This is a genomic window from Sphingomicrobium astaxanthinifaciens (assembly GCF_022865105.1).
GTDB lineage: Bacteria > Pseudomonadota > Alphaproteobacteria > Sphingomonadales > Sphingomonadaceae > Sphingomicrobium > Sphingomicrobium astaxanthinifaciens.
In genome coordinates this window covers 418,807-444,372 of record NZ_JAKNYM010000002.1, presented here as the reverse complement: position 1 = coordinate 444,372, position 25,566 = coordinate 418,807, and the positions used below count along the sequence as shown (strand labels likewise).

Below are 25,566 nucleotides of genomic sequence, written 5' to 3'. Positions count from 1 at the left end.
TCTCCTGACGGGGCCCGGGCACTTCACGTGACCGGGCCCTTTTTTCATGGCGCATGTGTCGGCTTGTGAACCTTTGCCTTGCCGTGCTCATTGACCCGGCAGAGCGAAGGAGCATTTCCCCCCGTGGCCGAAACCGACAGCGATCCCCAGACCAAACCCAACCGCGTCCAGGTGGCGAGCCTGCCCCCCGCCGATTCGGGGCGTGGCCTCGCCCGGCTGCCCGCCCGGCTGATGGACCGGCTCGGGCTGGCCGACGGCGATGTCATCACGATCAGCGGCAAGCGCACCACCCCGGCGCGCGCGATCCGCCCCTACAAGGACGACAAGGGGCTCGACATCATCCGCCTCGACGGGCTCCAGCGTTCCAACGCGGGAGTGGGCGCGGGCGATTTCGTCACCGTCGAAAAGGCGACCTCGCAGCCCGCCAAGAAGGTCAGCTTCGCCCCCGCGCAGCAAGGCATCCGGCTGACCGGCTCGACCGATGCCTTGAAACGCAGCTTCTTCGGCGCGCCGCTGACCCGGGGCGATTTCGTCGCCACCGCGGGGCACCAGCGGGTCAATACCGACATGCCCGAGAGCATCCGCCAGCTGCTCCAGGCGCCGACCTTCGCGCTGCAGGAGATTCGCCTGCGCGTGGTTGCGACCAAGCCCGAGGGCATCGTCCATATCGACGCCGACACCGAGATCGAGCTGATGCCCGAGGGGGCGGCGGTCGAGGCGGGCGAGCGACCGGCGGTGACCTATGACGACCTCGGCGGGATGACCGACACGATCGACGCGCTGCGCGAGATGGTCGAGCTGCCGCTGCGCCATCCCGAGCTGTTCCAGCGGCTCGGGGTCGACCCGCCCAAGGGGGTGCTGCTCCACGGCCCCCCCGGCACCGGCAAGACCATGCTCGCGCGCGCGGTCGCCAACGAGAGCGACGCCGAATTCTTCCATATCGCGGGCCCCGAGGTGATGGGCTCGGCCTATGGCGAGAGCGAGAAGAAGCTGCGCAAGCTGTTCGAGGACGCGGCCAAGGCGGCGCCGAGCATCGTGTTCATCGACGAGGTCGATTCGATCGCGCCCAAGCGCGACAAGGTGCAGGGCGAGGCGGAAAAGCGGCTGGTCGCGCAGCTGCTGACGCTGATGGACGGGCTCGAGCCGCGCGCCAACCTCGTCGTCATCGCCGCGACCAATCGCCCCGATGCGATCGACCCCGCGCTCCGCCGCCCCGGCCGCTTCGACCGCGAGATCGTGGTCGGCGTGCCCGACGAGCGCGGGCGCCGCGAGATTCTCGGCATCCACACCCGCGGCATGCCGCTCGAAGAGGACGTCGACCTCGACAAGCTGGCGCGGCGCACCTACGGCTTCGTCGGCGCCGACATGGCGAGCCTGACGCGCGAGGCCGCGCTCGAGGCAGTGCGGCGGATCATGCCGCGGATCAACCTCGGCGACGAGGAGATCCCGCAGGAGGTGCTCGACAATCTCGCGGTCACCGCCGACGACTTCCGCGAGGCGCAAAAGCGCGTCCAGCCCTCGGCGATGCGCGAGGTCATGGTCGAGATGCCGCGCGTGGGCTGGGACGATATCGGCGGGCTCGATGAGGCGCGCGACAAGCTCAAGGAAGGGATCGAACTGCCCCTCCGGCACCCGCAGGCATTCCGCCGCCTCGGCATCCGCCCGGCGCGCGGCTTCCTGCTTTACGGCCCGCCGGGCACCGGCAAGACCCTGCTCGCCAAGGCCGCGGCGCGCGAGAGCGAGGCCAATTTCATCGCCACCAAGTCGTCCGACCTGTTGTCCAAATGGTATGGCGAGAGCGAGCAGCAGATCGCGCGCCTGTTCGCGCGCGCGCGGCAGGTCGCCCCGACCGTCATCTTCATCGACGAGATCGACAGCCTCGTGCCCGCGCGCGGGGGCAAGATGGGCGAGCCGGCGGTGACCGAACGCGTCGTCAACACCATCCTCGCCGAAATGGACGGGCTCGAGGAGCTCAACAACGTGGTGGTGATCGCGGCGTCCAACCGCCCCAACCTGATCGACCCCGCGCTGCTGCGCCCGGGCCGGTTCGACGAGCTGATCTACGTCGGGCCGCCCACGCTCGAGGGGCGGCGGCGGATCCTCGAGATCCACACCGCCAGCATGCCGCTCGGCAAGGACGTCGACCTCGACGCGCTGGCGGCGCGCACCGAGCGCTTCACTGGCGCCGACCTCGAGGACCTCGTGCGCCGCGCCGGCCTCATCGCGATGCGCCGCGACATGGAGAAGGCCGAGGTGTGCGCGGAGGACTTCGATGCCGCCTTCGAGGAGACGCGCCCCTCGGTCACCAAGAAGATGCTCGAGCAATATGCCCGCATCCGCTCGAACCTGAAGCAGGAGGCGTTGAAGCCGCAGCCGACGATCGGCTTCGTCAGTCCCGGCATGCTCAGCCCGAGGAGCAAGAGCAAGAACGGCGCGCCCGCGCCCGAGCCCGACGAGGACGAATGATCAGCCCGCGCGCCCGCGCCCGAACAGCGCGAGGCTGAGCGCGAGCAGCGCGACCAGCGTGGCGAAGGCGAGCCACGGCGCGAGGTGATAGAGCAGCAGCGTGGCGGTCGGCGCGAAGATGAAGGCAAAGCCGTTGACCGAGGTGGTGAGCCCCGCCACCGCGCCCTGCTCGGCGAGCGGGACGGCAAGGCTCGCCCCCGCCGCGAAGCCGGGGCGGGTGAGCCCGAAACCGAGGCAGGCGATGGCATAGCCGAGCACCAGCGCGTGGAGGCTGGCCGCGACCATCACCGCCAGCGTGCCGAGGATCGCCACCACGGCGCCGACGCGGATGAGCTGGCGCGGTGCCCAGCCGGTGCGCGGGATCAGCCCCCATTGCGCGACCAGCGAGGCGACCGCCCCGCCCATCAGCACCAGCCCGACCTCGCCCAGCGCACCGGCGGGGTCGAGCCCGAGCTGGTCGATCACGTAAAAGCCCATCACCGTGAGCAGCCCGGCGAGCGCGGTATTGGTGATCGCCCCCGCGACCAGCCAGTCGCGGACCCGGGGGTCGGTCCAGCGCAGCCGCGTGCTCGAGGGCGCGCTGGTCGCGGCGCGCACCGCCGCGCCGGTCGGGCTGGCGCTGGGGAACCCCATTGCCGCGGCGCGCGCGCGGCGCACCCGCGCGCGGTCGTCGGGCAGCCAGTAGCCGACCGCCGCGAGGGTCAGCAGCCCCACACCCGCGAAGACGTAGAGCGGCCCGACGAGCTCGAGCCCCGGCAGCGCGAAGACGGGCACCAGCGCGGGGCCGATCACCGTGCCGAGCCCGAAGGCCGCGGTCAGCCCCGAGAGCGCGACGGTGCGCGCCGATCGCCGGGTGCGCGCCGCGAGATAGGCCTGCGTGCCCGCCGGGGTGGCGCAACCGAACAGCCCGTAAAGCGCGCGCACCACAGCAAAGCCGAGCATCGCCGGGACGACCCCGATCCATCCCGCCAACCCCGCCTGCAGCGCGACCGCGCAGCCCAGCGTGGAGACGATGAACCCCCCCAGCCCGATCAGCACGAGCGGCTTGCGCCCGTGCTTGTCCGAGCGCCTCGCCCAGATTGGCGCGCAGACCACCCACGCCACCGCCGAGGTGGTGAACGCCAGCGCCATCCAGTAATCGGCGATGCCGAGCGAGCGCCCGACCGGGGGGATGATCGTCTGCATCGCGGTGTTGCCGGTCGCGGTGACCAGCATCGCCGCCCACAACAGCGCGAAGTCGCGGCGCGACAGCGCGCTGCCAGGCACGCGCCCGAACGGGGTCGCCGCCGCGCCCATCAGTCGTCGTCGCCCAGCGGCAGGTTGAGCCGCCGGCTGACGGTATAGTCCATCGAGGTGACGAGGAAATTGGCGAGCGCCCAGAGCGTGCGCTGCCACAGCGTGTCGCGGCGGGCGTGCAGCTCGGGGGTGATCGCGCGCGCCTGCGCCAGCTCGCCGCGCACCCACTGGCGCAACCGCGCCGCCACCCCCGCATCCTCGATCCGCAGCATGACCTCGAGGTTGAGGAACAGGCTGCGAAAGTCGAAATTGGAACTGCCGATATGCACCGCATCGTCGATCACGACGAGCTTGGTGTGCATCTTGGTGCGTTCATATTCCCAGATGTCGACCCCGGCGTCGAGCAGCTGGTGGTAGCTGTGCCGCGCCGCCGCGATGGTGGTGTCGTTGTCCGACTTGGCGGGGGTCAGCAGGCGCACCTGCCCGCCGTCGCGCGCGATCCGCTCGAGCCGTCGCAGCATCGCCGCCGAGGGGCTGAAATAGGCGGCGACGAGGTCGATCTCGCGCGCGCTCCACAGGTCGCGGATCAGTCCCGAGGGCCAGGGCGTGTGGCGCGGCCAGGGCGCCGAGAACTGCCATTGCAGCGGCCCCTCGGTGGTGCTCGCCCGCGCGACGAGGTCGGCGAGGCTGCGCAGGTTGGGCGACTTGCGCTTCATCCAGCCGAAGATCGCCTCGTAATAGGTCGCGAGCCCGGCGACCGCCGCGCCCTCGACCGTCAGCCACAGGTCGCGCCAGGCGCCGGGCGCGTCGCTGAAATAGTCGTCGGCGATATTGGCGCCGCCGATGATCGCGCGCGCGCCGTCGGCGATGACGATCTTCTGGTGGTTGCGGATGAGGTAGCGCCGCCCGAACCGCGCGTTGAACGCGAAGGCGGTGCCCCCGGCCGCGCGTAGCGGGCCGAAGAACCCCTCGGCATCGGCGATGTCGCGCATCCCGAAGCCGTCGACGACCAGCCGCACCGCGACCCCGCGCCGCGCCGCCGCGACCAGCGCGTCGCGCACCGCGACCCCGCTGGCATCGTCGGCGACGTCGTAGAACAGGAGGTCGAGGCTGTGGCGCGCGCCGTCGATCCAGTCGAGCAGCAGGTCGCGCCGCCGTTGCCCCGAGGCGAGCAGCACCAGCCGATGGTCGTGGCAGGAAAAGTCGATCGCCGGCTCCATCGCGCCAGCCTTGGCGGGGCGCGGCGCCGCTGGCAAGGCGCATTGACTCTTGCCCCCCCGATCCCTATCTCGCCCGTTCGATATTTCCGCCACGAAGTTTGAAGAGGATCAGCGGCTTATGGCGCGCGTCACCGTCGAAGATTGCGTCGACAAGGTTTCCAACCGGTTCGATCTCGTCCTGCTCGCCGCCGAGCGGGCGCGGCAGATCTCGGGCGGTGCCGACCTCACCATCGATCGCGATCGCGACAAGAACCCGGTCGTCGCGCTGCGCGAGATCGCCGAGCAGACGGTCAAGCCCAAGCAGCTCGAGGAAAGCCTCATCAGCGGGCACCAGCGGGTCCAGATCGACGACGACGACGAGACCGATGAACTGTCGAGCCTGTCCGAATCGGCCGAAGCGCTGCGGCTCACCGCCTCGGCGCCGCCGCGCCCGACCCCGGGCGCTGCCGACTAGGCCGACGACCGACCGCGACGCCAAAAGGGCGGCTCCCGATCGGGGGCCGCCCTTTTTGGTTGGCGTGGGCCGCGCGGCGCGCGGCTAGAGCTCGACCCCCTCCATCTCGTGGCGGCGCATGCTCGCCCCGGTGCGGCGATCGACCCACATCAGGTCCTTGAGCGACAGCGGCCGCCCGTCGTGCGCGGTCACGCGCACCCGCTCGATCCGCTGGCCGTCGCGCGCGTCGGCCAGCTCGATGTCGCCGCAGCCATGCCCCCAGTCCTCGCCCCACTGACGCAGCGCCACGACCACGGGGAGCAGCGCCTCGCCCTTGTCGGTCAGCCGGTAGAGCACCTTGCGCCCGTCGTCGGGGTCGGGCGCGCGGTCGAGGATCTCGCCCGCGACCAGCTTGGACAGACGGTCGGACAGGATGTTGCGCGCGATCCCCAGCCCGGCCTGGAACTGTTCGAAATGCTGGAGCCCGTTGAATGCCCCGCGCAGGATCAGGAACGACCATTTTTCCCCGATCAGCTCGATCGCGGGTGGCAGCGGACACCGCAGCGCGGCATCCCTGAAAGCCTCAATGTCAGGTTCGATACCGCTCAACGGTGATTTCCCTCTACTGGCCGGGGCGACGGCCCCGAGTCTTGCCAAGGTCATAGGCCCCTCGTCCGCAAAATAACAGTTGCAAAAAGATACTGGCCTGCGTACCCAGTGGCGGATTGCAACTGAAAAGGACGGTCCCATGCGCGCACTCCTTCCCGCCCTTGCCGCCGCTGCCCTCGCCGCCCCCGCGGTTGCCGCCGCGCCGCTGCTGACCGCCGAGGCGGTCGCCGAGGTCGAACCGCGCGTGCTGGTCGAGGGCGCCGCCTTCCAGTGCGCCGGAACGACCTGCAAGACGCGCTCGGCGGCGAGCCGCCCACTCGTGCTGTGCGAGCGCCTCGCCAAGGAAGTCGGGCCGCTGACCCGCTTCGCCGTCGATGGCCGCGCGCTCGATGCGGCGAGCCTCGAGCGCTGTAACGCCAAGGCGCGCTGACCCCCGCCCGCACCTGCGCGGCGCGTCGCAAGTGACGCGCCGGCGGTGCTTTTTGCACTTGCACAATCCCCCTCGGCGGCCCCATTAATCATAGTGTGCTGAGGCAATATGAACTGGTCGAAAAGGTCCGGGCCTACGATCCCGACGCCGACGAGGCGTTGATCAACCGCGCCTATGTCTTTTCGATGAAGGCGCATGGCGCCCAGCTGCGCGCAAGCGGCGACCCCTATTTCAGTCACCCGATCGAGGTGGCGGGCATCCTCACCGACCTCAAGCTCGACGACGCCACGATCGTCACCGCGATCCTCCACGACACGATCGAGGACACGGTCGCCACCCCCGAGCAGATCGAGAACCTGTTCGGCGAGGAGGTCGCGCGGCTGGTCGACGGGGTGACCAAGCTCTCGAAGGTCGAGGCGATGAGCGAGTCGCAGCGCGCCGCCGAAAACCTGCGCAAGTTCCTGCTCGCTTTGTCGGGCGACATTCGCGTCCTGCTGGTCAAGCTCGCCGACCGGCTTCACAACATGCGCACGCTCCACCATATCCCCAAGGAGGAGAAGCGCCGCCGCATCGCGCGCGAGACGATGGACATCTACGCCCCGCTCGCCGAGCGGATCGGCATGTACGAGATGATGAAGGAGATGCAGACGCTCGCCTTCCAGCATCTCGAGCCCGATGCCTATGCCTCGATCCTCAAGCGGCTCGAGCAGCTCAACGCCAAGGGCGGCGACGTCATCAACCGCATCGGGCTGGGGCTCCAGCTGCACCTCGCCGACCACGGGCTCGACGCCGATGTCACGGGGCGCGAGAAGCACCCCTATTCGATCTGGAAGAAGATGGCCGAGCGGCACATCAGCTTCGAGCAATTGTCCGACGTCATGGCCTTTCGCGTCATCGTCGATACGGTCGAGGACGTCTATCGCGCGCTGGGGCTGATCCACCAGCGCTGGCCGATGGTGCCGGGGCGCTACAAGGATTATATCTCGACCCCCAAGCGCAACGGCTACCGCAGCTTGCACACCTCGGTGATCCACGATTCCAACATGCGGATCGAGATCCAGATCCGCACCCACGACATGCACGAGCAGGCCGAGCGCGGGCTCGCCGCGCACTGGGCCTACAAGGACGGCACGCCGAGAAGCGACCAGAAGGTGCCTTGGATCAACGACCTCGTCGAGATCCTCGAACATGCCGCCGACCCCGAGGAGCTGCTCGAACATACGCGCATGGCGATGTACCAGGACCGCATCTTCGCCTTCACCCCCAAGGGCGAGCTGATCCAGCTGCCCAAGGGCGCGACCGCGGTCGATTTCGCCTATGCGGTCCACACCGACCTCGGCGACCAGACGGTCGGCGCCAAGGTCAACGGCCGCGTCGTGCCGCTGCGCACCATCCTCGACAATGGCGACCAGGTCGAGATCCTCGCCTCCGACGCGCAGCAGCCGCAGCCCTCATGGCTGCGCTTCGTCGCCACCGGCAAGGCGCGCGCCGCGATCCGCCGCTTCGTGCGACACAAGGAACGCGACGAGACCATCGAGCTGGGCACCAAGATCTTCGCCGAGATCCTCGAGCGGCTGCCCTCGGCACCGCGCGCGGGCGCGACCAAGCGCGCCGCCAAGCGGCTCAAGATGGAAGACGAGGCGGCGCTGATGGAGGCGATCGCCAAGCGCCGCATTTCCGATGAAGCGGTGATGGAGGCGCTGGTCCCCGGCTCGACCGCGCAGCTCGAGAAGACCGACGGGCGGATGCCCGAGCAGCGCAGCGCCATCTCGATCAAGGGGCTGACCCCCGGGGTCGCCTTCGAGCTGGCGCAATGCTGCCATCCGATCCCCGGCGACCGCATCGTCGGGGTGCGCCGCGAGGACGACATGATCGAGGTGCACGTCATCGGCTGCGAGGACCTGTTGTCCTCCGACGATACCGACTGGCTCGACCTCGCATGGGGCGACCAGTCCGACGGCGGGACCGCGCGGATCCGCGTCATCCTCCACAATATCGCGGGCGCGCTCGGCAACATGGCGGGGATCTTCGGCGCCAAGGGCGCCAACATCGTCAACCTCGGGCTGGTCCACCGCGACGGCGCGTTCCACACCTTCGACGTCGACACCGAGCTGCACGACCTCGCCCACCTCCACGCCATCGTCGCCGCGCTACGCGCGAGCGACACGGTGAGCGCCGCCGACCGCATCTGAGCGCCGGGCTGCGGCGCGCGGCGCGTGCCGCGTGCCGCGTGCCGCGCGGCGCCGGGCTAGCCGACGACCGCTTCGGCGGCGCCGCGCGCGGCGGTGCTCCGGCGCAAGCCGTCCGCGCCCCCCGAGGCGAGCACCGCGAGCGTGACGAGGTCGCTCGAGGTCGCGGTCATCGGCGCGATCTGCACCGGCAGGCTCATCCCCATCAGATAGGGCCCCAGCAGCGTCTCGCCGCCCAGCGCCTTCAACAGCTTGGCCGACAGGTTGGCCGACTGCAGCCCCGGCATGATCAGGATGTTGGCCGGCCCGGTCAGGCGGGAGAAGGGATAATAGGCCCGCTGCGCCTCGAAATTGAGCGCCACGTCGGGGCCCATCTCGCCTTCATATTCGAAGTCGGTGGTCATCCGGTCGAGCACCTTCACCGCGTCGCGCAGTTCCTCGATATGCCGCCCCGGCGGGTTGCCGAAGGTGGTATAGCTGATGAAGGCGACGCGCGGGTCCTGCCCCATCCGGCGCGCGAAGGCGGCCGAGCGCACCGCGATCGCGGCGAGCTGCTCGGCCGAGGGGCGTTCGGTCACCGAGGTATCGGCGATCAGCACGGTCTGCCCGCGCGTGCCCGCGACGATGTTGATGCCGAAGGGCTCGGCGCCGTGATCGTCGTCGATCACCGTGCGCACCTGCGCGAGGCTCTGGCTGAACGGGCGGGTGGTCCCGGTGATCATCGCATCGCCCTCGCCGAGCGCGAGCATCGCGGCGGTGAAATAGTTGCGGTCCTGGTTGACCATCCGCTCGACCTGCCGGCGCAGCATGCCGCCGCGCTGGTGCTTTTCGTAGATGAAGTCGACCGCCTTCTCGACCAGCGGCGAGTTGCGGCTGTTGAGCACTTCATAGGCGTGCGGGTCGTCGACCCCGAGGTCGCGCAGGCGGTCGTAGGTGGACTCGCGCCCGACCAGCACGGGGATACCGTAGCCGCCTTCCTTGAAGGCGATCGCGGCGCGCAGGACATTCTCCTCCTCGCCCTCGGCGAACAGGACCCGCTTGGGATTGCGCCGGGCCGCCTCGAAGGCGAGGCTGAGCACGCTCGAGGTCGGGTTGAGCCGGGCGCGCAGCTCGGCGCGATAGGCGTCGTAATCGGCGATCGGTTTTTGCGCGACGCCGCTCTCCTCGGCGGCGCGCGCGACCGCGGCGGGCACCACCTCGATCAGCCGCGGGTCGAAGGGGGCGGGGATGATATAGTCGGGGCCGAAGCTCTTGGCCGCGCCGCCATAGGCCGCCGCGACCTCCTCGGGCACCGCCTCGCGCGCCAGCTCGGCGAGCGCGGTCGCCGCGGCGATCTTCATCTCGTCGTTGACCGCGGTGGCGCGCACGTCGAGCGCGCCGCGGAAGATGAAGGGGAAGCCGAGCACGTTGTTGACCTGGTTGGGATAGTCCGAGCGCCCGGTCGCGATGATCGCGTCGGGGCGCGCCGCCTTGGCCACCGGGGGCGCGATCTCGGGGGTCGGGTTGGCCATCGCGAAGATGATCGGGTCCTTCGCCATCACCTTGATCATCTCGCCGTCGAGCACGTTGCCCGCCGACAGCCCGAGGAACACGTCGGCGCCCTCGAGCGCCTCGGCCAGCGTGCGCTTGTCGGTCTTGACCGCCTGCGCCGATTTCCACTGGTCGAGGTCGCCGCGGTTCTGGTGGATCACCCCCGAGCGGTCGCACATCAGCACGTTCTCGCGCCGCACCCCCATGCACTTGATGAGGTCGGCGCAGGCGATCGCCGCCGCGCCCGCGCCGTTGACCACCACCTTGAGGCTGTCCATCGTCCGCCCGGTCAGGTGCGCGGCGTTGATCAGCCCCGCCGCGGTGATGATCGCGGTGCCATGCTGGTCGTCGTGGAACACCGGGATGTTCATCCGCTCCTTCAGGGCCTGCTCGATCACGAAACAGTCGGGCGCGCCGATGTCCTCGAGGTTAATGCCGCCAAAGCTGGGGCCCATCAGCGCCACCGCCTCGATGAACTTCTCGGCATCCTCGGTATCGAGTTCGAGGTCGATCGAGTCGACGTCGGCGAAGCGCTTGAACAGCACCGCCTTGCCTTCCATCACCGGCTTGGAGGCGAGCGCGCCGAGGTTGCCGAGCCCGAGGATCGCGGTGCCGTTGGAGATCACCGCGACGAGGTTGCCCTTGGCGGTCAGTTCGTAGGCGCGCGCCGGGTCGGCGGCGATCGCCTCGACCGGCACCGCGACGCCGGGCGAATAAGCGAGCGCGAGGTCGCGCTGGGTCGCCATCGGCTTGGAGGCCTTGATCTCGATCTTGCCGGGACGGCCACGGCTGTGGAACTCGATCGCTTCGGCTTCGGAAAACTTGACGTTGGCTTCGCTCAATTTTCTCTCCTGTATGGCGCCCGCCATAAAAAGAGGCCCCTGAAGAGTCACGGACTTAATGGAAACGCCGGGGGAAAGCGGCTAGCGTCACGCCCAAGATGGCCCGCGACGATTCCACCCCCAAATCCACCCCCGTGATGCAGCAGTTCCACGACCTCAAGGCCGAGGCCGGGGACGCGTTGCTGTTCTTCCGCATGGGCGACTTCTTCGAGCTATTTTTCGAGGATGCCAAGGTCGCCGCCCAATGCCTCGACATCGCGCTCACCACGCGCGGGGAGGATTGCGGGGTCCCGGTGCCGATGTGCGGGGTGCCCGTGCACGCCGCCGAAAACTATCTCGCGCGGCTGATCAAGGCGGGACACCGCGTCGCCATCGCCGAGCAGATCGAGACCCCCGCCGAGGCCAAGCGCGCGCGCGGGTCGAAGGCGCTGGTCGCGCGCGGCATCGTGCGCGTCGTCACCCCCGGTACGCTGACCGAGGACACGCTGCTCGACAGTAGCGCCGCCAACTGGCTCGCCGCGATCGGCCGCGCCGGCGATGATTATGCCATCGCCGCCTGCGACATCTCGACCGGGCGGTTCGAACTAGTCGCCTGCGACACCGGGGCGCTGCCCGCCGAGCTGGCGCGCTTCGATGCCGCCGAGGTCATCGCCGAGGAGGCCGTGCCCGGCATCGCCACCACCCCCGGCGCGGGCGGGTTCGACAGCCGCGCCGGCGAGGACGCGCTCAAGCGCCGCTTCGGGACCCGCGACCTCGCCGGCTTCGGCAACCCCGGGCGCGCCGAATGCGCCGCCGCGGGCGGGCTGCTCGCCTATCTCGACGCCACCCAGAAGGACGCCACCGCGCACCTCGCGGCGCCGCGCCGGATCGAGCGCTCGAGCCTGATGGCGATCGATCCCTCGACCCGCGACAGCCTCGAACTGCTGCGCGGCGCCGACGGCACGGCGTCGACCAGCCTCCTCCACGCCATCGACCGCTGCGTGACCGCGGGCGGGCGCCGCCTGCTCGCCAGCGACATCGCCGCCCCGCTCGCCACCCTCGAGCCGATCAACCGGCGCCTCGCGCTGGTGCAGTTCTTCGTCGAGGACCAGCTCCTGCGCGACGAGGTGCGCAGCCGCCTCAAGGCGCTGCCCGACCTCGCCCGAGCGCTGTCGCGGCTGGTGGCGGGGCGCGGCAGCCCGCGCGACCTCGGGCAGCTGCGCGACGCGCTGGCGGGGGCGGGCGACCTCCATGCCCGCCTGTCGCAGCTCGAGGCGCGTCCCGACCTCCTCGCCGCGCTGCTCCCGCGTCTCACCGGCCACGACACGCTGCGCGACCTGCTCGCCGCCGCGCTCGTCGACACCCCCCCGATCGAGACTGCCAAGGGCGGCTATATCCGCGAGGGCTTCGATGCCGAGCTCGACGCCTTGCGCGACCTGTCGAAGGGCGGCCGCCAGGCGATCGCCGCGCTCGAGGCCAAATATCGCGAGGCCACCGGGGTGGCGACCCTCAAGATCAAGCACAACAACGTCCTCGGCTATCATATCGAGGTCCCCGCCAGGTCCGCCGCGCCGCTGATGGCCGAGGATTCGGGGTTCACCCACCGCCAGACCATGGCCAATGCGGTGCGCTTCAACTCGCCCGAGCTGCACGAGCGCGCGACCGCGCTGGGCGAGGCGGGCGACAAGGCGCTAGCGCTCGAGGCCGAGCATCTCGCGCGGCTCGTCGCCGCCACCGTCGACCAGGCCGCCCCGCTCACCGCCGCCGCCGACGCGCTCGCGCGGCTCGACGTCGCGGCGGGGCAGGCGCACCGCGCGGTCGAGGGCAACTGGTGCCTGCCCAGCCTCGTCAGCCAGCCCTGCCTCGAGATCGCGGGCGGGCGCCACCCCGTCGTCGAGGCCGCGGTTGAGCAAGCGGGCGAGCGCTTCATCGCCAACGACTGCCAACTCGGGCCGCACGACCGGCTCTGGCTGATCACCGGCCCCAACATGGGGGGCAAGTCGACCTTCCTGCGGCAGACCGCGCTGATCTGCCTGATGGCGCAGGCGGGCGGTTACGTTCCCGCGACCTCGGCGAAGGTCGGCCTTGTCGACCGCTTGTTCAGCCGCGTCGGCGCGTCGGACAACCTCGCGCGCGGGCGCTCGACCTTCATGGTCGAGATGGTCGAGACCGCCGCCATCCTCGCGCAGGCGACCAGCAACAGCCTCGTCATCCTCGACGAGATCGGGCGCGGCACCTCGACCTACGACGGGCTCGCCATCGCCTGGGCGGTGACCGAGGCGTGCCACGACAGCCTTCGCGCGCGCACGCTGTTCGCGACCCATTATCACGAGCTCACCCGGCTTGCCGACCGCCTCGAGGCGCTGTCGCTCCACCATGTCCGCGCGCGCGAATGGAAGGGCGACCTGGTGCTGCTGCACGAGCTCGCCGAGGGCCCCGCCGACAAGAGCTACGGCATCGCCGTCGCCAAGCTCGCCGGGCTGCCCCCCGCCATCCTCGCCCGCGCGCGCGACATCCTTTCGCGGTTGGAAGCGGGCCGCGACGAGACGGGCGGCATCGCCGCGGGGCTCGACGCCCTGCCGCTGTTCGCCGCCACCGCGCCCGCCGAGCCCACCCCCGATCCGCTCGCCGAGGCGCTCGGCGCGCTCGACCCCGACGCGCTCACCCCGCGCGAGGCGCTCGAGACGCTCTACCGCCTCAAGGCGCTCCACGACGAGCGCGGGGCCGGCTGATGCTGCCCCCGCGCGCCTCGCTGATCGAGGATCGCCGCGCGATCATCGACCGTCGCGCGCTCGACGAGGCGCTCGTGGCGCTGCCCTTTGGCGAGGCCGCGCGCGCCCCCGCGCTCGAGATCCTCGGCGAGGCGCTCGCGACGGGACGCGCCGAGATCGACCGGCGCATGGTCGCCGAGCCCTATCGCGGGCGGGTCCATGCCGCCGCGACGAGCTTCCTGTTCGACCAGCTGCTGCGGCTCGCGCACGATCTCGTCGTGCAGCGGCTGTTCCCCGTGCCCAACCCGACCGCGGCCGAACGGCTGGCGCTCGTCGGCATCGGCGGCACCGGGCGCGGCGAGATGGCGCCGCACAGCGACCTCGACCTGCTGCTCCTCGTGCCCGACCATCGCACCGCCTGGTGCGAGCAGGCGATCGAGGGGTTGCTCTACCTGCTCTGGGACCTGCAGCTGAAGGTCGGCCATGCAGTCCGCACCCCGGGCGAGGTAATCGCGCTGTCGCGCGACGACATGAGCGTGCGCACCGCCACGCTGGAGGCGCGCTACATCTGGGGCGACGACCTCCTGTGCCACGAGATGGAGAGCCGGTTCTCGCGCGAGATCGTGCGCGGCACCGCGCCCGAGTTCGTCGCCGCCAAGCTGGCCGAGCGCGAGGAACGCCACGCGCGGATGGGGGACAGCCGCTATCTCGTCGAGCCCAACGTCAAGGACGGGAAGGGCGGCCTGCGCGACCTGCACACGCTCTACTGGATCGGCAAATATGTGCACGACGTGCGCCGCCCCGCCGAGCTGGTCGAGAAGGGCATGTTCTCGCAGGAGGAATTCCGCCGCTTCGAGCGCGCCGAGCGCTTCTTGTGGTCGGTGCGCTGCCACCTCCACCGCGTCACCGGGCGCGCCGAGGACCGGCTCGGGTTCGACCACCAGCGCGAGATCGCCGAGGCGATGAACTATGCCGACCGCCCGGGCAAGGCGGCGGTCGAACGCTTCATGCATTTCTACTTCCTCAACGCCAAGGCGGTGGGCGACCTCACCGGGGTGTTCCTCGCCCAGCTCGATGCCCAGCTCGCCGAGGAAGGGCGCCGCTTCGCGCTGCCCACGCTGCTGCGGCGCGAGAAGAAGCTCGGCGGCTTCCCGCTCGATCGCGGGCGGCTCTCGGTCAAGGGGCAGGCGTGGCTCGAGGAGGAACCGATCCGCCTGCTCCAGCTGTTCCGCACCGCGCAGGCCGAGGGGGTCGAGATCCACCCCGACGCGATGCGCGCGGCGGCGCGCGCCGCGCGCGCGGTCGACGCGGTGCGCGAGGACCCCGAGGCGAACGCGGTCTTCCTCGACATCCTGACCGGGCGCGAGGCGACCGACACGGTGCTGCGCTGGATGAACGAGGCCGGGGTGTTCGGGCGCTTCGTGCCCGATTTCGGACGGGTCGTCGCGCAGATGCAGTTCGACATGTATCACCACTATACCGTCGACGAGCATACCATCCGCGCGATCGGGCTGACCGCCGCGATCGATCGCGGCGAGCTGGCCGAGGACCATCCGCTGGCGAGCGCGCTGATCAAGCAGGTGGCGAGCCGCCGCGCGCTCTATGTCGCGGTGCTGCTGCACGATATCGCCAAGGGGCGCGGCGGCGACCACAGCGAACTGGGCGCCGAGATCGCGCGGGTGCTGGGCCCGCGCTTCGGGCTCACCCCGGGGGAAACCGACATGGTCGCCTGGCTGGTGCGCCACCACCTGCTGATGAGCGCCACCGCCTTCAAGCGCGACCTGGCCGATCCCACCACGATCGACGACTTCGTGCGGCAGGTGCAGAGCCCCGAGCGGCTGCGGATGCTGCTGATTCTCACCGTGGTCGATATTCGCGCGGTAGGCCCGGGAACCTGGACCGACTGGAAGCGCCGGCTCCTGCGCACGCTGTTCGAGGCCGCCGAGGAACGCCTGCGGCTCGGCCACAAGCAGCACGGGCGCAGCGACCTCGTCGCGGCACGCAAGAGCGAACTCGACGCGCAGCTCGACTGGCCGCGTGCCGCGCTCGAGGCGCATCACAAGCGGTTGCCCGACAGCTACTGGCTGGCCGAGCCGACGGGCTGGCAGGTCGACAATGCGCGGCAGGTGGCCGAAGCCGAGGCGGAGCGCGCGCTCGGGCCGCCGCGCGCCTCGATCCGGATGCGCCGCGACGCCGATGCCGCCGCGACCCGGCTGTCGATCTTCACCCCCGACGCCCCGGGGCTCTTCTATCGCATCTGCGCCGGGCTGAGCGCGGCGGGGGCGAGCATCATCGGCGCGCGCATCCACACCACCCGCGATGAGCGCGCGCTCGACAACCTGCTCATCGTCGATGCGCAGGGACGCCCCTATCGCGACAAGCGGCGCCGCGAGCGGCTGCGCGCGGCGCTGCGCCAGAGCATCGAGTCCGAACAGCTCCCCGCCCCGCCCGCGCCCGAGCCGCTGAGCGAGCGCGACGCCGCTTTCGAGGTGCCCGCCAACATCATCGTCAGCCAGACCGCCTCGACGCGGATGACGGTGATCGAGGTGCATGCGCGCGATCGCGCCGGGCTGCTGGCGCGGCTCGCGCATGCGATCCTGTCGGTTGGCGCGGTGGTCCATTCGGCGCACGTCGCGACCTATGGCGAACGCGCGGTCGACACCTTCTACCTGACCGACGATCACGGTCGCAAACTCGACCATGATACCGCCGAGTGGCTGCGGCGGCGGCTCGCCGACGCCGCCGCCGATCCCGTCGCCGCCTGACCCCGACGCGCCGCGTACGCGGGGGCGCCCGCTCGGCGAGGATGCCCCGCAGGTGGAAAAAAGGGCCCCGCAACCTCGCGCGAGGTTGCGGGGCCCTTCCCCTTTTGACTGGGCAAACCCCCGCCGGGGGCGCGCCGTTAGCCGCGCTCGGGTTCGGGCGCGGGCGGCGGCGGCGGCGGCGGCGGCGGGCACTGCTCGCTGGCGAGCACGACCGTCCCGTCGGCGCAGGTGATCGTCGCGGGCGGCGGCGGCGCTTCCTCGACCACCGGGGGCGGCGGGGGCGGGGCCACCTCGGGCATCGGCGCCGAACGCGGTCCAAAGACCCCGCGCAGCGTCACGCCGTAGGTGCGCGGATCGGCGAGGAAGGCGCCGAACAGCTGGTTGGCGACCGGGTAGAGCCCCTCGTCGACCCCGCGCGCGGTGTTAGTGGCGAGCCCCGTGCCGAAGCCCTGCAGCGGGGCGTCGAAGGCGACCTGGATATAATCCTCGTCGGTGATGTTCTGGACCCAGAACTCGACCGCCCAGCTGCGATCCGGACCACGCAAGCCGATGCGGCCGTTGTAGGTCTGGAAGCTCGGCTGGATCTTCTCGACGTCGAGGTCCGAGCCGGTGTTGAACGAGCTCATGTGGCGCCCGTCGAGATAGACGAGCCCCGACAGGCCGTTGTCGCCGATCGGCGGGGTCCAGCTGACCGAGCCGGTCATCGTCAACTCGTTGGCGTTCGAGATGTAGCGGTTGTTGAGCTGGAACAGCTGCGGCGAGAGCGCCGCGCCGTCGGCGCCGACGACCTCGTTGCGATAGCTGGTGTCGACCCAGGTGCCGCCGAAATTGAGCTGGACGTTGTCGATCGGGCGCGAGAAGATTTCCCACTCGACCCCGGTCGAGCGCACCCCGCCCTTGAGGTCGCCCACGCACGAGCCGGTCAGCGGGCTGGCGTCGGCATCGCCGTTGGCGACGTCGAGCTGGTCGCAGCCGTTGATGTTCGCGACCTCGAAGGCGAATCCGTTGAACTGGTTGAGCTGGAAGTTCTCGAAGACCTGGTGGAACAGCGCCACGTTGATGTCGATGCCGCGGCCATTGTACTTGGCGCCGAGCTCGAAGGCGTCGTTGATCTCGGGCTCGAACTGGAGCGCGCCCAGATCCTGCCCGGCGACGATCGCGCCATTGTTGTTGGTGCGGCGCAGCGCCGAGCGGTCGAGGTTGAAGCCGCCCGCCTTGTAGCCGCGCGAATAGCTCAGATAGGTGAGCAGGTCGTCGTGCGGCCGGACGCTGATGACCCCGGTGCCCGAGAGCTGGTCCTCGGTGCGCTTATCGGTCATCACGAACTGCCCGCCCGGCGCCGCCGGCACGAGGCAGGGGAGCTGCTGGAAGTCGGGCAGGTTGGCGGCGTAGAAGCTGCACAACCGGTTGTCGTCGCGCAGGTCGACCGCCAGTTCCTTCTCGTCATGCGTGTAACGCAGCCCGATGGTGATATCCATCCAGTCGGTGACGTCGAAGATGTTGTGCGTGAAGAGCGCCCAGTTGTTGCCCTTCTGCTGGAAATAGTCGTCGACCGTGGGGGTGAAGCTGAACGGGGTGAATCCCGCCGGGTTCGCCTGGAAGGCGAGCGCGTTGGCGAGGTTGACGTAGCCCAGGTTGCCGCCGATCGGCCCGACGCCGAAATCGGGGAAGGCGATGCCCGGCACGTTGGTGGTGCCCGCCGGCAGTTCGGCAAAGGCGCTCACCGCGGTGGCGAGGGTGGCCAGTTCCTGGATCTGCGCGAGGATCGCGGGCTGCTGCGCCGGCGGCACGTTGGGCAGCGCGGCATAGAGCTGGTTGATCCCGGCGATCAGCTGGTCGCGGGTGCCCGACGACACCGGGGTGTTGAGACAGGTGTCGTTGGCCGGGTCGATGATGCTCGGCGGGGCGCCCTCGGAGACGAGCAGGAAGCCCGACAGGCAGTTGGCCCACAGCGCATAGTCGTCGCCGAAGGTGAGGTTGTCGTTCACCGTCAGCGTCTCGTCGGCGTAGAAGCCGCCGACCAGCCAGTCGACGATCCCCGCCTGCCCCTGCAGGCGCAGTTCCTGCGTGAAGGTCTCGAACTTGGTCGAGGCGCCGCCGTCATCGTCGCGATAGAGGATGTCGAGGTTGTTGTAGTCGGCATCCTGCCCGCGCACGAAATCGTTGATGCGGTAGGCGGTGATGCTGGTCAGCTCGGCCCCGCCGAGATCCCACACCACTTCGCCCGACAGGCCGTAATCCTCGACGTCGCCGCGATAGGAACGGCCCGGGGTGATCGCGATCTCGCGCGCGAAGGTGTCCTCGTTGACCTCGGCGCCGAGCCCGCGCAGCAGCGCGGCGATCGTCGAGGGGCTCTCGCCCGCCGCGGTATAGTCGCGGGTCGGCAGGTAGGTCGCGCCGCAGCATTCCTCGTCGCGGGTCGAATAGTCGGCGATCAGCCGCATCGACACGTCGCTCGAGGGCTCCCACAGCAGCTGGCCGCGCAGCAGCCAGCGATTGCGGTCGTTGACGTCGCGACCCGAGATCTCGTCGGTCAGGAAGCCGTCGCGCTCGAGGTAGACGCCGTCGAGCCGCGCGGCGAGCGTGTCGCCGAGCGGGCCGGTGACGCCGATCTCGCCGCGGCGCATGTTGTAATTGCCGACCGTCGCCTCGACCGCGAGCTCGGGCTCGAAGGCGGGCTTGGCGGTGATGACCGAGATCAGGCCGGCCGAGGCGTTGCGCCCGAACAGCGTGCCCTGCGGGCCGCGCAGCACCTCGATGCGGTCGATCGCGCCGAGTTCGGACAGGCCGGTGCCGGTGCGGCTGCGGTAGACGCCGTCGATGAACACCGCGACCGAGCTCTCGAGCCCGGCGTTGTCGCCGACGGTGCCGATGCCGCGGATCCGCGCGGTGGCGCCGGCGGCCTCGGACGAGGTCGAGGAGACGAGCAGCGAGGGGCTGACCTGGGTCAGCTGGCGGATGTCGCTGGCGCCCGAATTCTGGAGGATGTCGGCAGTCACCGCCGACACCGCGAGCGGCACGTCGGAGAGCGCTTCGTTGCGGCGCGTCGCGGTGATGACGATGTCGCTGGTGTCGCGGTAGAAGTCGTCTTCCTCGACCGTGCTGTCGTCGACCGCGGCGCCCTCGACCGCGCTCTGCGCGACCTCGGCGTCACCGTCATCGGTATCGGTGTCTTGGGCAAGGGCCGGGGTGGCGATCGCAAACGCCCCCACCGATGCCAGAAGGATGGACTTGCGCATGGAACTGCCTCCCCTGAGTGCAAAACTTGAAGAAATCCCAATTGGCCTACGCCAGCGGGGCGCCCTTAGGGAAGGATTTCTGCACGCTGTCGCGCGCGTTTCGCCGGGAAATGCGACCCAAATGCAACATCGTGCAGCGCAGCATTTGCGCTGCGCTGCACGATGGGTTGCTTATACTATACTGATGCCGATGGCGCGTCGCCGTTACTTGGGCGCAACCACCATCAGCATCTGGCGCCCTTCCATGCGGGGGCGCTGTTCAATCTTGGCGATCTCGGCAGTATCCTCCTCGACGCGGTTGAGCACCGCCATGCCGAGCTGGTTGTGCGCCATTTCGCGGCCGCGGAAGCGAATGGTGAGCTTCACCTTGTCGCCGTTCTCGATGAACTGGACGACCTTCTTCATCTTCACCTGATAGTCGTGGTCGTCGATATTGGGACGCATCTTGATCTCCTTGATCTCCTGCGTCTTCTGGGCCTTGCGCTTGGCATTGGCCTTCTTCTGCGCCTCATATTTGTGGCGCCCGATATCGAGGAACTTGGCGACGGGCGGGTCGGCGTTGGGGGAAATCTCGACGAGGTTGAGGCCGATCTCGTTGGCCTGCTCCATCGCCTCGCGCGTAAACATCACGCCCAGATTGTCGCCGTTTTCGTCAATCACCCGCACCTTGGGTGACTGGATATGCTTGTCGTAGCGGGGGCCGGAAAGGGGCGGCGGCGACATCCCACGTCGCGAAAGGGGCGGTCGTATAGCGATTTCTCCTCGGAGTCGTTGATCTGATGCGCTCCGACCTAGGAACTTTTGCCCCCGAAATAAAGGGGCGGGCGGTCAGGACGCCCCGTCGCCGCGCCGACCCGGCGCGCGGGTCAGGCGGCCTGCAGGTCGTTGAGGAACTGCTCGACGTCGATCCGCACCGCATCGGCGAGCCGCGCCAGCTCGCCCGAGGCGGCCTTGACCTGCGTCGCCGCCGCCATCACCGAGCCCGCGCCCTCGTCGACCGAGCGCGCGCGGCTGGCGACCGTGTCGGCGATCCGCGCCGCGCTCTCGACCCCCTGGCTCAGCGCCTCGGTCGCCGCCGATTGCTGGCGCACGGTGGCGGCGATCGCGGTCGCCGCGCGGCTGATCCGCTGGATCGCCTCGTCGACCTGGGTGAATCCGGCCACCGAGCGATTGATCGAGCCCGCCATGTCACCGACGGTGCGGCCCGCGCTGGCGGTCGCCTCGCCGGTCTGTTCGGACAGCGCCTTGACCTCGCCCGCCACGACCGCGAAGCCGCGCCCGGCCTCGCCCGCACGCGCCGCCTCGATGGTGGCGTTGAGCGCGAGCAGCCCGGTCTTCTTGGCGACATCGTCGATCATCCCGACCATCTTGCCCACGCTGCCGGTGGCTGCCGAGAGACGGCGCACCTCGCCCGCGGTGTCGGAGGATTTGTCCGCCGCCTCGCCCGAGGAGGCGCGCTGTTCCTCGACCTGCCGCGCGATGTCGCCGACGGCGAGGCGGATCTGGTCCGCCGCCGCCGCCGCCTCGCGCACGTGGGTCGAGGCGTTGCCGGTATCGCGCGCGACCGCGCTCAGTTCGCCGGTGGTCTGGCCGAGCTGCTCGACCATCAGGTCGGCGGTGGCCGACATCTGGTCGGCGGCGGCGGCGAGGGTGGAGACCGTCTCGTGCATCCGGCGCGTGAATTCGTTGCCCGCATCGGCGAGCTGGCGCGAGCGCTGGGCGCGCTCCTCGACCGCGCGCTGCTCGGCGGCGAGCGCGACCGAGCGCGCCTCGGCATCGCGGCGCTCGGCCTCGACCTTGGCCTGTTCGAGCGTCTCGCGTTCCTCGACCGCCTGGCGGAAGCGCGAGAGGGTGGCGGCGATCTCGCCGATCTCGAGCGCGCGCGCGCCGGTCGGCAGCCGCGCATCGAACCGGCCGCGGGCGATCATGCGCGTCGCTCCCATCAGTTCGGCCATCGGCCGCTGGACGTGGAAGATGGTGATCGCGATGAGCGCGATAACGGTCGCGAAGGCGGCGAGGAGAAGCGCGCCCTCGACGACGATCGACCAGCCGGCGCGTCCATGCTGGCGATCGACCCAGAACAGGGTGGCGGCCTCGGCCGCATCGGTGATGGCGAGCAGCGGGGCGATGGCCTCGGTGGAGGCCGCGAACCACTGATAGGCGTCCATCGGATAGGGGGCGCCGCCATCGCTCGCCGCATAGACCGCGCCGCGTACCGCGTCATAATCTTCGAAGAAGGTCCGGCGCGCAGCGGCGATGGCGGGCTGCAGGTCGAGCCGGTCGGCGCTGGCCGCGTGGAGCATCTGCAGCGCGTCCCAGGCATTGAGCACGCGGCCACGGTTCTCGATGATGGTGGCGCGCTGTTCCGGGGTGACGGGCTGGCCGGCGGCGATCTGGCCGGCGACGATGGCGCGTTCGCGCCCCGCATATTCGCCCATCTGCCACGACAGGTGCTTGAGCATCATGAGGTTGGCGATCGCGCCTTCGGTGCGGGCCTGCGCGGCGGTGGTGAAGCGCAGCGCCTGCGCCGCCGCGATGCGGCGCGTTGCCGCCGCGAGGAAGCGCGCCGCCAGCGCCGGATCGCGGGTCGCGCCGGGCGCGCGGATCGCGGCCAGCGCCTCGGCCTCGAGCGCCGCGAAGGCGGCGTCGGCGGCGAGGTAGCGCTCGTGGATCTCGCGCTCGCTCGCGGCCTGCGCGGCAAAGCCGTCGAGCGCGGCGGCCATCGCGCGATTGCCCGCGGAGCGCGCGCGCCGGATGTCGTCGAGGGTGGCGCGTGCGACCGGGCGCGGGTCGTTGAGCGCGACATAGGTCAGCCCGCGCGCGCGCGCCCAATGCTCGCCCGCGGTGATCACGTCGGTGGTGAAGGCGTTGACGTCGCGCAGCGCGACCGCCTCGTTGCGGTCCTCGATCGAGGCGATGAACCCGCTGGCCGCCATGCCGACGATGATCAGCGCCATGATCGTGATGGTGATGATGATCGCGCGGGTCAGCGAGAAGGTCCCCCTCGACACCCGCTGCACCGTGAGCGCGACCTGCGCGATAGCCTTGCTGAACAACGACACGTAACAACCCCGTCCCCGCCGCAATCCCGAGCGATGCGGCCCCGCCCCTCGGTCTAGGAAGCGGAGGCAAAGGAATGGTTAACGCGGCGACAAGCCCCGACCGGGGCCGTCACGGGCTAGCCGATCGCGAGGCGCCAGTAGCTCGCCGCGAAGAGGAGGAGGAGGAGCGGGATCGCCACCGCGTGCAGCCGCGGCGCCGACCAGCGCGCGAGCGCGAAGCAGAGCCCCGCCTGGACGAGGTTGAACGCCTGCTGGCGCGCCCACTGGCCGAGCGTCAGCCCGGGCACCAGCCGCGGCGCGAGCGCCACCGCCACGAGCAGGAAGACCAGCCCCAGCACGCTCCAAAAATAGGGCGCGGTGGCGGTGTAGAAGGCGCGCAGGTCGAGCCTGTCGTCGACCGCGTCGGGCAGCGCCGCGGCGGCGAGCAGGTAGAGCAGGAACAGCAGCGCGAAATCGACCATGAAGGCGGCCAGCCCGAGCCGCTCGGCATCGACATACCAGTCGAAGGACGCCCACCAGATGCCGACCAGCTGGAGCACCGCGATCAGCGCCAGCGCGGGGGCGCGCCAGTCCCAGCGCACCCGGGCGCGCGCGACGATCAGGCGGTGCGTGCTCGCGGCGAGATCGGCGAGCGCGACCCCGAGGATGATCGACACGAAGACCGACACATAGGCGATGACGCTCACCGGCCTGCCCCCCTTGATTGCATGCGCCCCCGTCCCGCCTAGCGCAGGTCGGGCGGGGTCGCCTCGGCCTTCGCCGCCGCGACGAATTCGTCGAGGCTGACGATCTCCTGGTCGCGGCTACCGAGCCGGCGCAGCGCGACCTTGCCCTCCTCGGCCTCGCGCTTGCCCACGACCGCGATGATCGGGACCTTGGCGAGGCTGTGTTCGCGCACCTTGTAGTTGATCTTCTCGTTGCGAAGGTCGGTCTCGACCCGCAGCCCCGCCGCCTTGAGCCGGTCGGTGGCCTGCTTGGCGAAATCGTCGGCGTCGGAGACGATGGTCGCGACCACCACCTGCGTCGGCGCCAGCCACAGCGGCATCTTGCCGGCATAATGTTCGATCAGCATGCCGATGAAGCGCTCGTAGCTGCCGAAGATGGCGCGGTGGAGCATCACCGGGCGATGCTTCTCGCCATCCTCGCCGACATAGGTGGCATCGAGCCGCTCGGGCAGCACCCGGTCCGACTGGATGGTGCCGACCTGCCAGGTGCGGCCAATCGCGTCGGTCAGGTGCCATTCGAGCTTGGGCGCGTAGAAGGCGCCCTCGCCGGGCAGCTCCTCCCAGCCATAGTCGTCATTGGCCATGCCCGCCGCGGCGACCGCGTCGCGCATCTCCTGCTCGGCCTTTTCCCACATCTCGTCGCTGCCGAAGCGGCGGTCGGGACGGGTCGCGAGCTTGACCGCATAGCTATAGCCGAAGTCCTTGTAGATGCGGTCGGCGAGGCGGCAGAATTTCTGGATCTCCTCGACCACCTGGTCCTCGGTGCAGAAGATGTGCGCATCGTCCTGCGTGAACTGGCGCACGCGCATCAGCCCGTGCAGCGCGCCGTGCGGCTCGTTGCGGTGGCAGCAGCCATTCTCGTAGAGCCGGATCGGCAGCTCGCGATAGCTGGTGATGCCCTGCTTAAAGACGAGGACGTGCGCGGGGCAGTTCATCGGCTTGATCGCCATCCAGTCGGCATCCTCGGCGACCTTGGGGGCGGCGGCCTCCTCCTCGCTTTCGACGTCCGGCACGATGTCGGGGACCGCGAACATGTTCTCGGCATATTTCCCCCAGTGGCCCGACTGGGTCCACTGCTTGACGTCCATCAGCTGCGGGGTCTTGATCTCGCTATAGCCGCCCGCGTCGATGGCGCGGCGCATATAGGCCTCGAGTTCGCGCCACACCTTGTAGCCCTGCGGGTGCCAGAAGACGCTGCCGTGCGCTTCTTCCTGGAGGTGGAACAGGTCCATCTCCTGCGCCAGCTTGCGATGGTCGCGCTTGGCGGCTTCCTCGAGCCGGTTCAGGTGCGCGGCGAGCTGCTTCTTGTCGAGCCAGGCGGTGCCGTAGATGCGGCTGAGCATCGGGTTCGACTGGTCGCCGCGCCAATAGGCGCCCGACACGCGGGTCAGCTTGAACGCCTTGGGGTCGAGATAGCCGGTGCTCGGCAGGTGCGGGCCGCGGCACAGGTCGATCCAGTCGGCCTCCCCGGTCCCGGTCTTGTACATGGTGATCGGCTCGTTCTCGGGCAGCTCCATCACCCACTCGGCCTTGAACGCCTCGCCCTGGTCGATGAAGAACTGGCGCACCTTCTCGCGGTCCCAGACCTCGCGCACCAGCGGCTTGTCGGCCTTGATGATGCGGCGCATCTCCTCCTCGATCGCGGGCAGGTCCTCCTCGGTGAACATGCCGCGACCGGGGGCCGGCGCGAAGTCGTAGTAGAAACCGTCGTCGGTCGCCGGGCCGAAGGTGATCTGCGTGCCCGGATAGAGGTTCTGCACCGCCTCGGCGAGGACGTGCGCGAAGTCGTGGCGCACCAGCTCGAGCGCCTCGGCCTCGTCGCGCTTGGTCACCAGCGCGAGGCTCGCGTCGCCCTCGAAGGGGCGCTTGAGGTCGCGCAGTTCGCCGTCGACCCGCGCCGCGATCGCCGCCTTGGCGAGCCCGGGGCCGATTTCGGCCGCGACATCATAAGGGGTCGCGCCCGACTTCATTTCCTTCACGCTGCCGTCGGGCAGCTCGATCTTCACCATCTCGGTCATGGCCCTTCCCCTAGTGCAGGCGCGCAACCCGTTCAACCAAAAGCCAAAAGCAAGCGCGCTTGTCCTTTTGTCAATGTCGCTTGACAAGGTGCGCGACTTGTGTCAAATACGC

The 25,566-nt window shown here is 69.9% G+C and carries 15 protein-coding genes; 6 read left to right on the top strand and 9 right to left on the bottom strand.

The annotated features are described in order from the left end of the window. The first annotated feature begins 123 nt into the window (after positions 1–123). Positions 124–2,466 (top strand): CDC48 family AAA ATPase, encoded by a 2,343-nt coding sequence (locus tag L8951_RS05985; RefSeq protein WP_244382092.1) that lies wholly within the window; start codon positions 124–126, stop codon positions 2,464–2,466. On the opposite strand, the gene L8951_RS05980 is transcribed toward L8951_RS05985, so the two are convergent. Then, complete coding sequence (locus L8951_RS05980; protein ID WP_244382091.1) at positions 2,467–3,762, bottom strand: MFS transporter; 1,296 nt, start codon at positions 3,760–3,762, stop codon at positions 2,467–2,469. It lies immediately after the preceding gene. Continuing rightward, a complete protein-coding gene (locus tag L8951_RS05975) occupies positions 3,762–4,922 on the bottom strand; it encodes a phospholipase D-like domain-containing protein (protein WP_244382090.1) in 1,161 nt (386 codons plus the stop codon). The genes L8951_RS05980 and L8951_RS05975 overlap by 1 nt, the downstream gene beginning before the upstream one ends. Positions 4,923–5,040: 118 nt before the next feature. Here L8951_RS05975 and rpoZ point away from each other — a divergent pair, with 118 nt between their 5' ends. Next, on the top strand, positions 5,041–5,376 hold the full coding sequence (rpoZ, locus tag L8951_RS05970; protein ID WP_244382089.1) for a DNA-directed RNA polymerase subunit omega: 336 nt from the start codon (positions 5,041–5,043) through the stop codon (positions 5,374–5,376). A gap of 84 nt (positions 5,377–5,460) precedes the next feature. Here rpoZ and L8951_RS05965 read toward each other — a convergent pair whose 3' ends face one another. Next, on the bottom strand, positions 5,461–5,964 hold the full coding sequence (locus L8951_RS05965; protein WP_279614727.1) for a winged helix-turn-helix transcriptional regulator: 504 nt from the start codon (positions 5,962–5,964) through the stop codon (positions 5,461–5,463). Between the two features lie 139 nt (positions 5,965–6,103). Between L8951_RS05965 and L8951_RS05960 the strand changes: the two genes are divergently transcribed. Both L8951_RS05960 and L8951_RS05955 read left to right on the top strand, forming a co-directional pair. After that, complete coding sequence (locus L8951_RS05960; RefSeq protein WP_244382088.1) at positions 6,104–6,394, top strand: CC_3452 family protein; 291 nt, start codon at positions 6,104–6,106, stop codon at positions 6,392–6,394. 95 nt (positions 6,395–6,489) lie between these two features. Continuing rightward, the gene (locus L8951_RS05955; protein ID WP_244382087.1) at positions 6,490–8,586 is read left to right on the top strand and encodes a RelA/SpoT family protein; all 2,097 of its coding nucleotides are present in this window, start codon (positions 6,490–6,492) and stop codon (positions 8,584–8,586) included. 56 nt (positions 8,587–8,642) lie between these two features. Here L8951_RS05955 and L8951_RS05950 read toward each other — a convergent pair whose 3' ends face one another. Next, on the bottom strand, positions 8,643–10,982 hold the full coding sequence (locus L8951_RS05950; RefSeq protein WP_407696395.1) for an NADP-dependent malic enzyme: 2,340 nt from the start codon (positions 10,980–10,982) through the stop codon (positions 8,643–8,645). Between the two features lie 71 nt (positions 10,983–11,053). Here L8951_RS05950 and mutS point away from each other — a divergent pair, with 71 nt between their 5' ends. Beyond that, complete coding sequence (gene mutS / locus L8951_RS05945) at positions 11,054–13,666, top strand: DNA mismatch repair protein MutS (protein WP_244382085.1); 2,613 nt, start codon at positions 11,054–11,056, stop codon at positions 13,664–13,666. Beyond that, positions 13,666–16,410, top strand: coding sequence for a [protein-PII] uridylyltransferase (locus L8951_RS05940; protein WP_244382084.1), 2,745 nt, complete (start codon positions 13,666–13,668; stop codon positions 16,408–16,410). Before mutS ends, L8951_RS05940 begins: the two co-directional genes overlap by 1 nt. A 137-nt stretch (positions 16,411–16,547) precedes the next feature. Here L8951_RS05940 and L8951_RS05930 read toward each other — a convergent pair whose 3' ends face one another. From L8951_RS05930 to thrS, 5 genes are all read right to left on the bottom strand, one after another. After that, positions 16,548–19,649 (bottom strand): TonB-dependent receptor, encoded by a 3,102-nt coding sequence (locus L8951_RS05930; RefSeq protein WP_265535940.1) that lies wholly within the window; start codon positions 19,647–19,649, stop codon positions 16,548–16,550. Positions 19,650–19,853: 204 nt separating this feature from the next. Beyond that, a complete protein-coding gene (infC, locus tag L8951_RS05925; RefSeq protein WP_244382083.1) occupies positions 19,854–20,372 on the bottom strand; it encodes a translation initiation factor IF-3 in 519 nt (172 codons plus the stop codon). A 143-nt stretch (positions 20,373–20,515) separates the two neighbouring features. Continuing rightward, the gene (locus L8951_RS05920; protein WP_244382082.1) at positions 20,516–22,705 is read right to left on the bottom strand and encodes a methyl-accepting chemotaxis protein; all 2,190 of its coding nucleotides are present in this window, start codon (positions 22,703–22,705) and stop codon (positions 20,516–20,518) included. A gap of 122 nt (positions 22,706–22,827) precedes the next feature. Continuing rightward, positions 22,828–23,397, bottom strand: coding sequence for a hypothetical protein (locus L8951_RS05915; protein ID WP_244382081.1), 570 nt, complete (start codon positions 23,395–23,397; stop codon positions 22,828–22,830). A 38-nt stretch (positions 23,398–23,435) separates the two neighbouring features. Further along, complete coding sequence (gene thrS, locus L8951_RS05910) at positions 23,436–25,454, bottom strand: threonine--tRNA ligase (protein WP_244382080.1); 2,019 nt, start codon at positions 25,452–25,454, stop codon at positions 23,436–23,438. Positions 25,455–25,566: the final 112 nt, after the last annotated feature.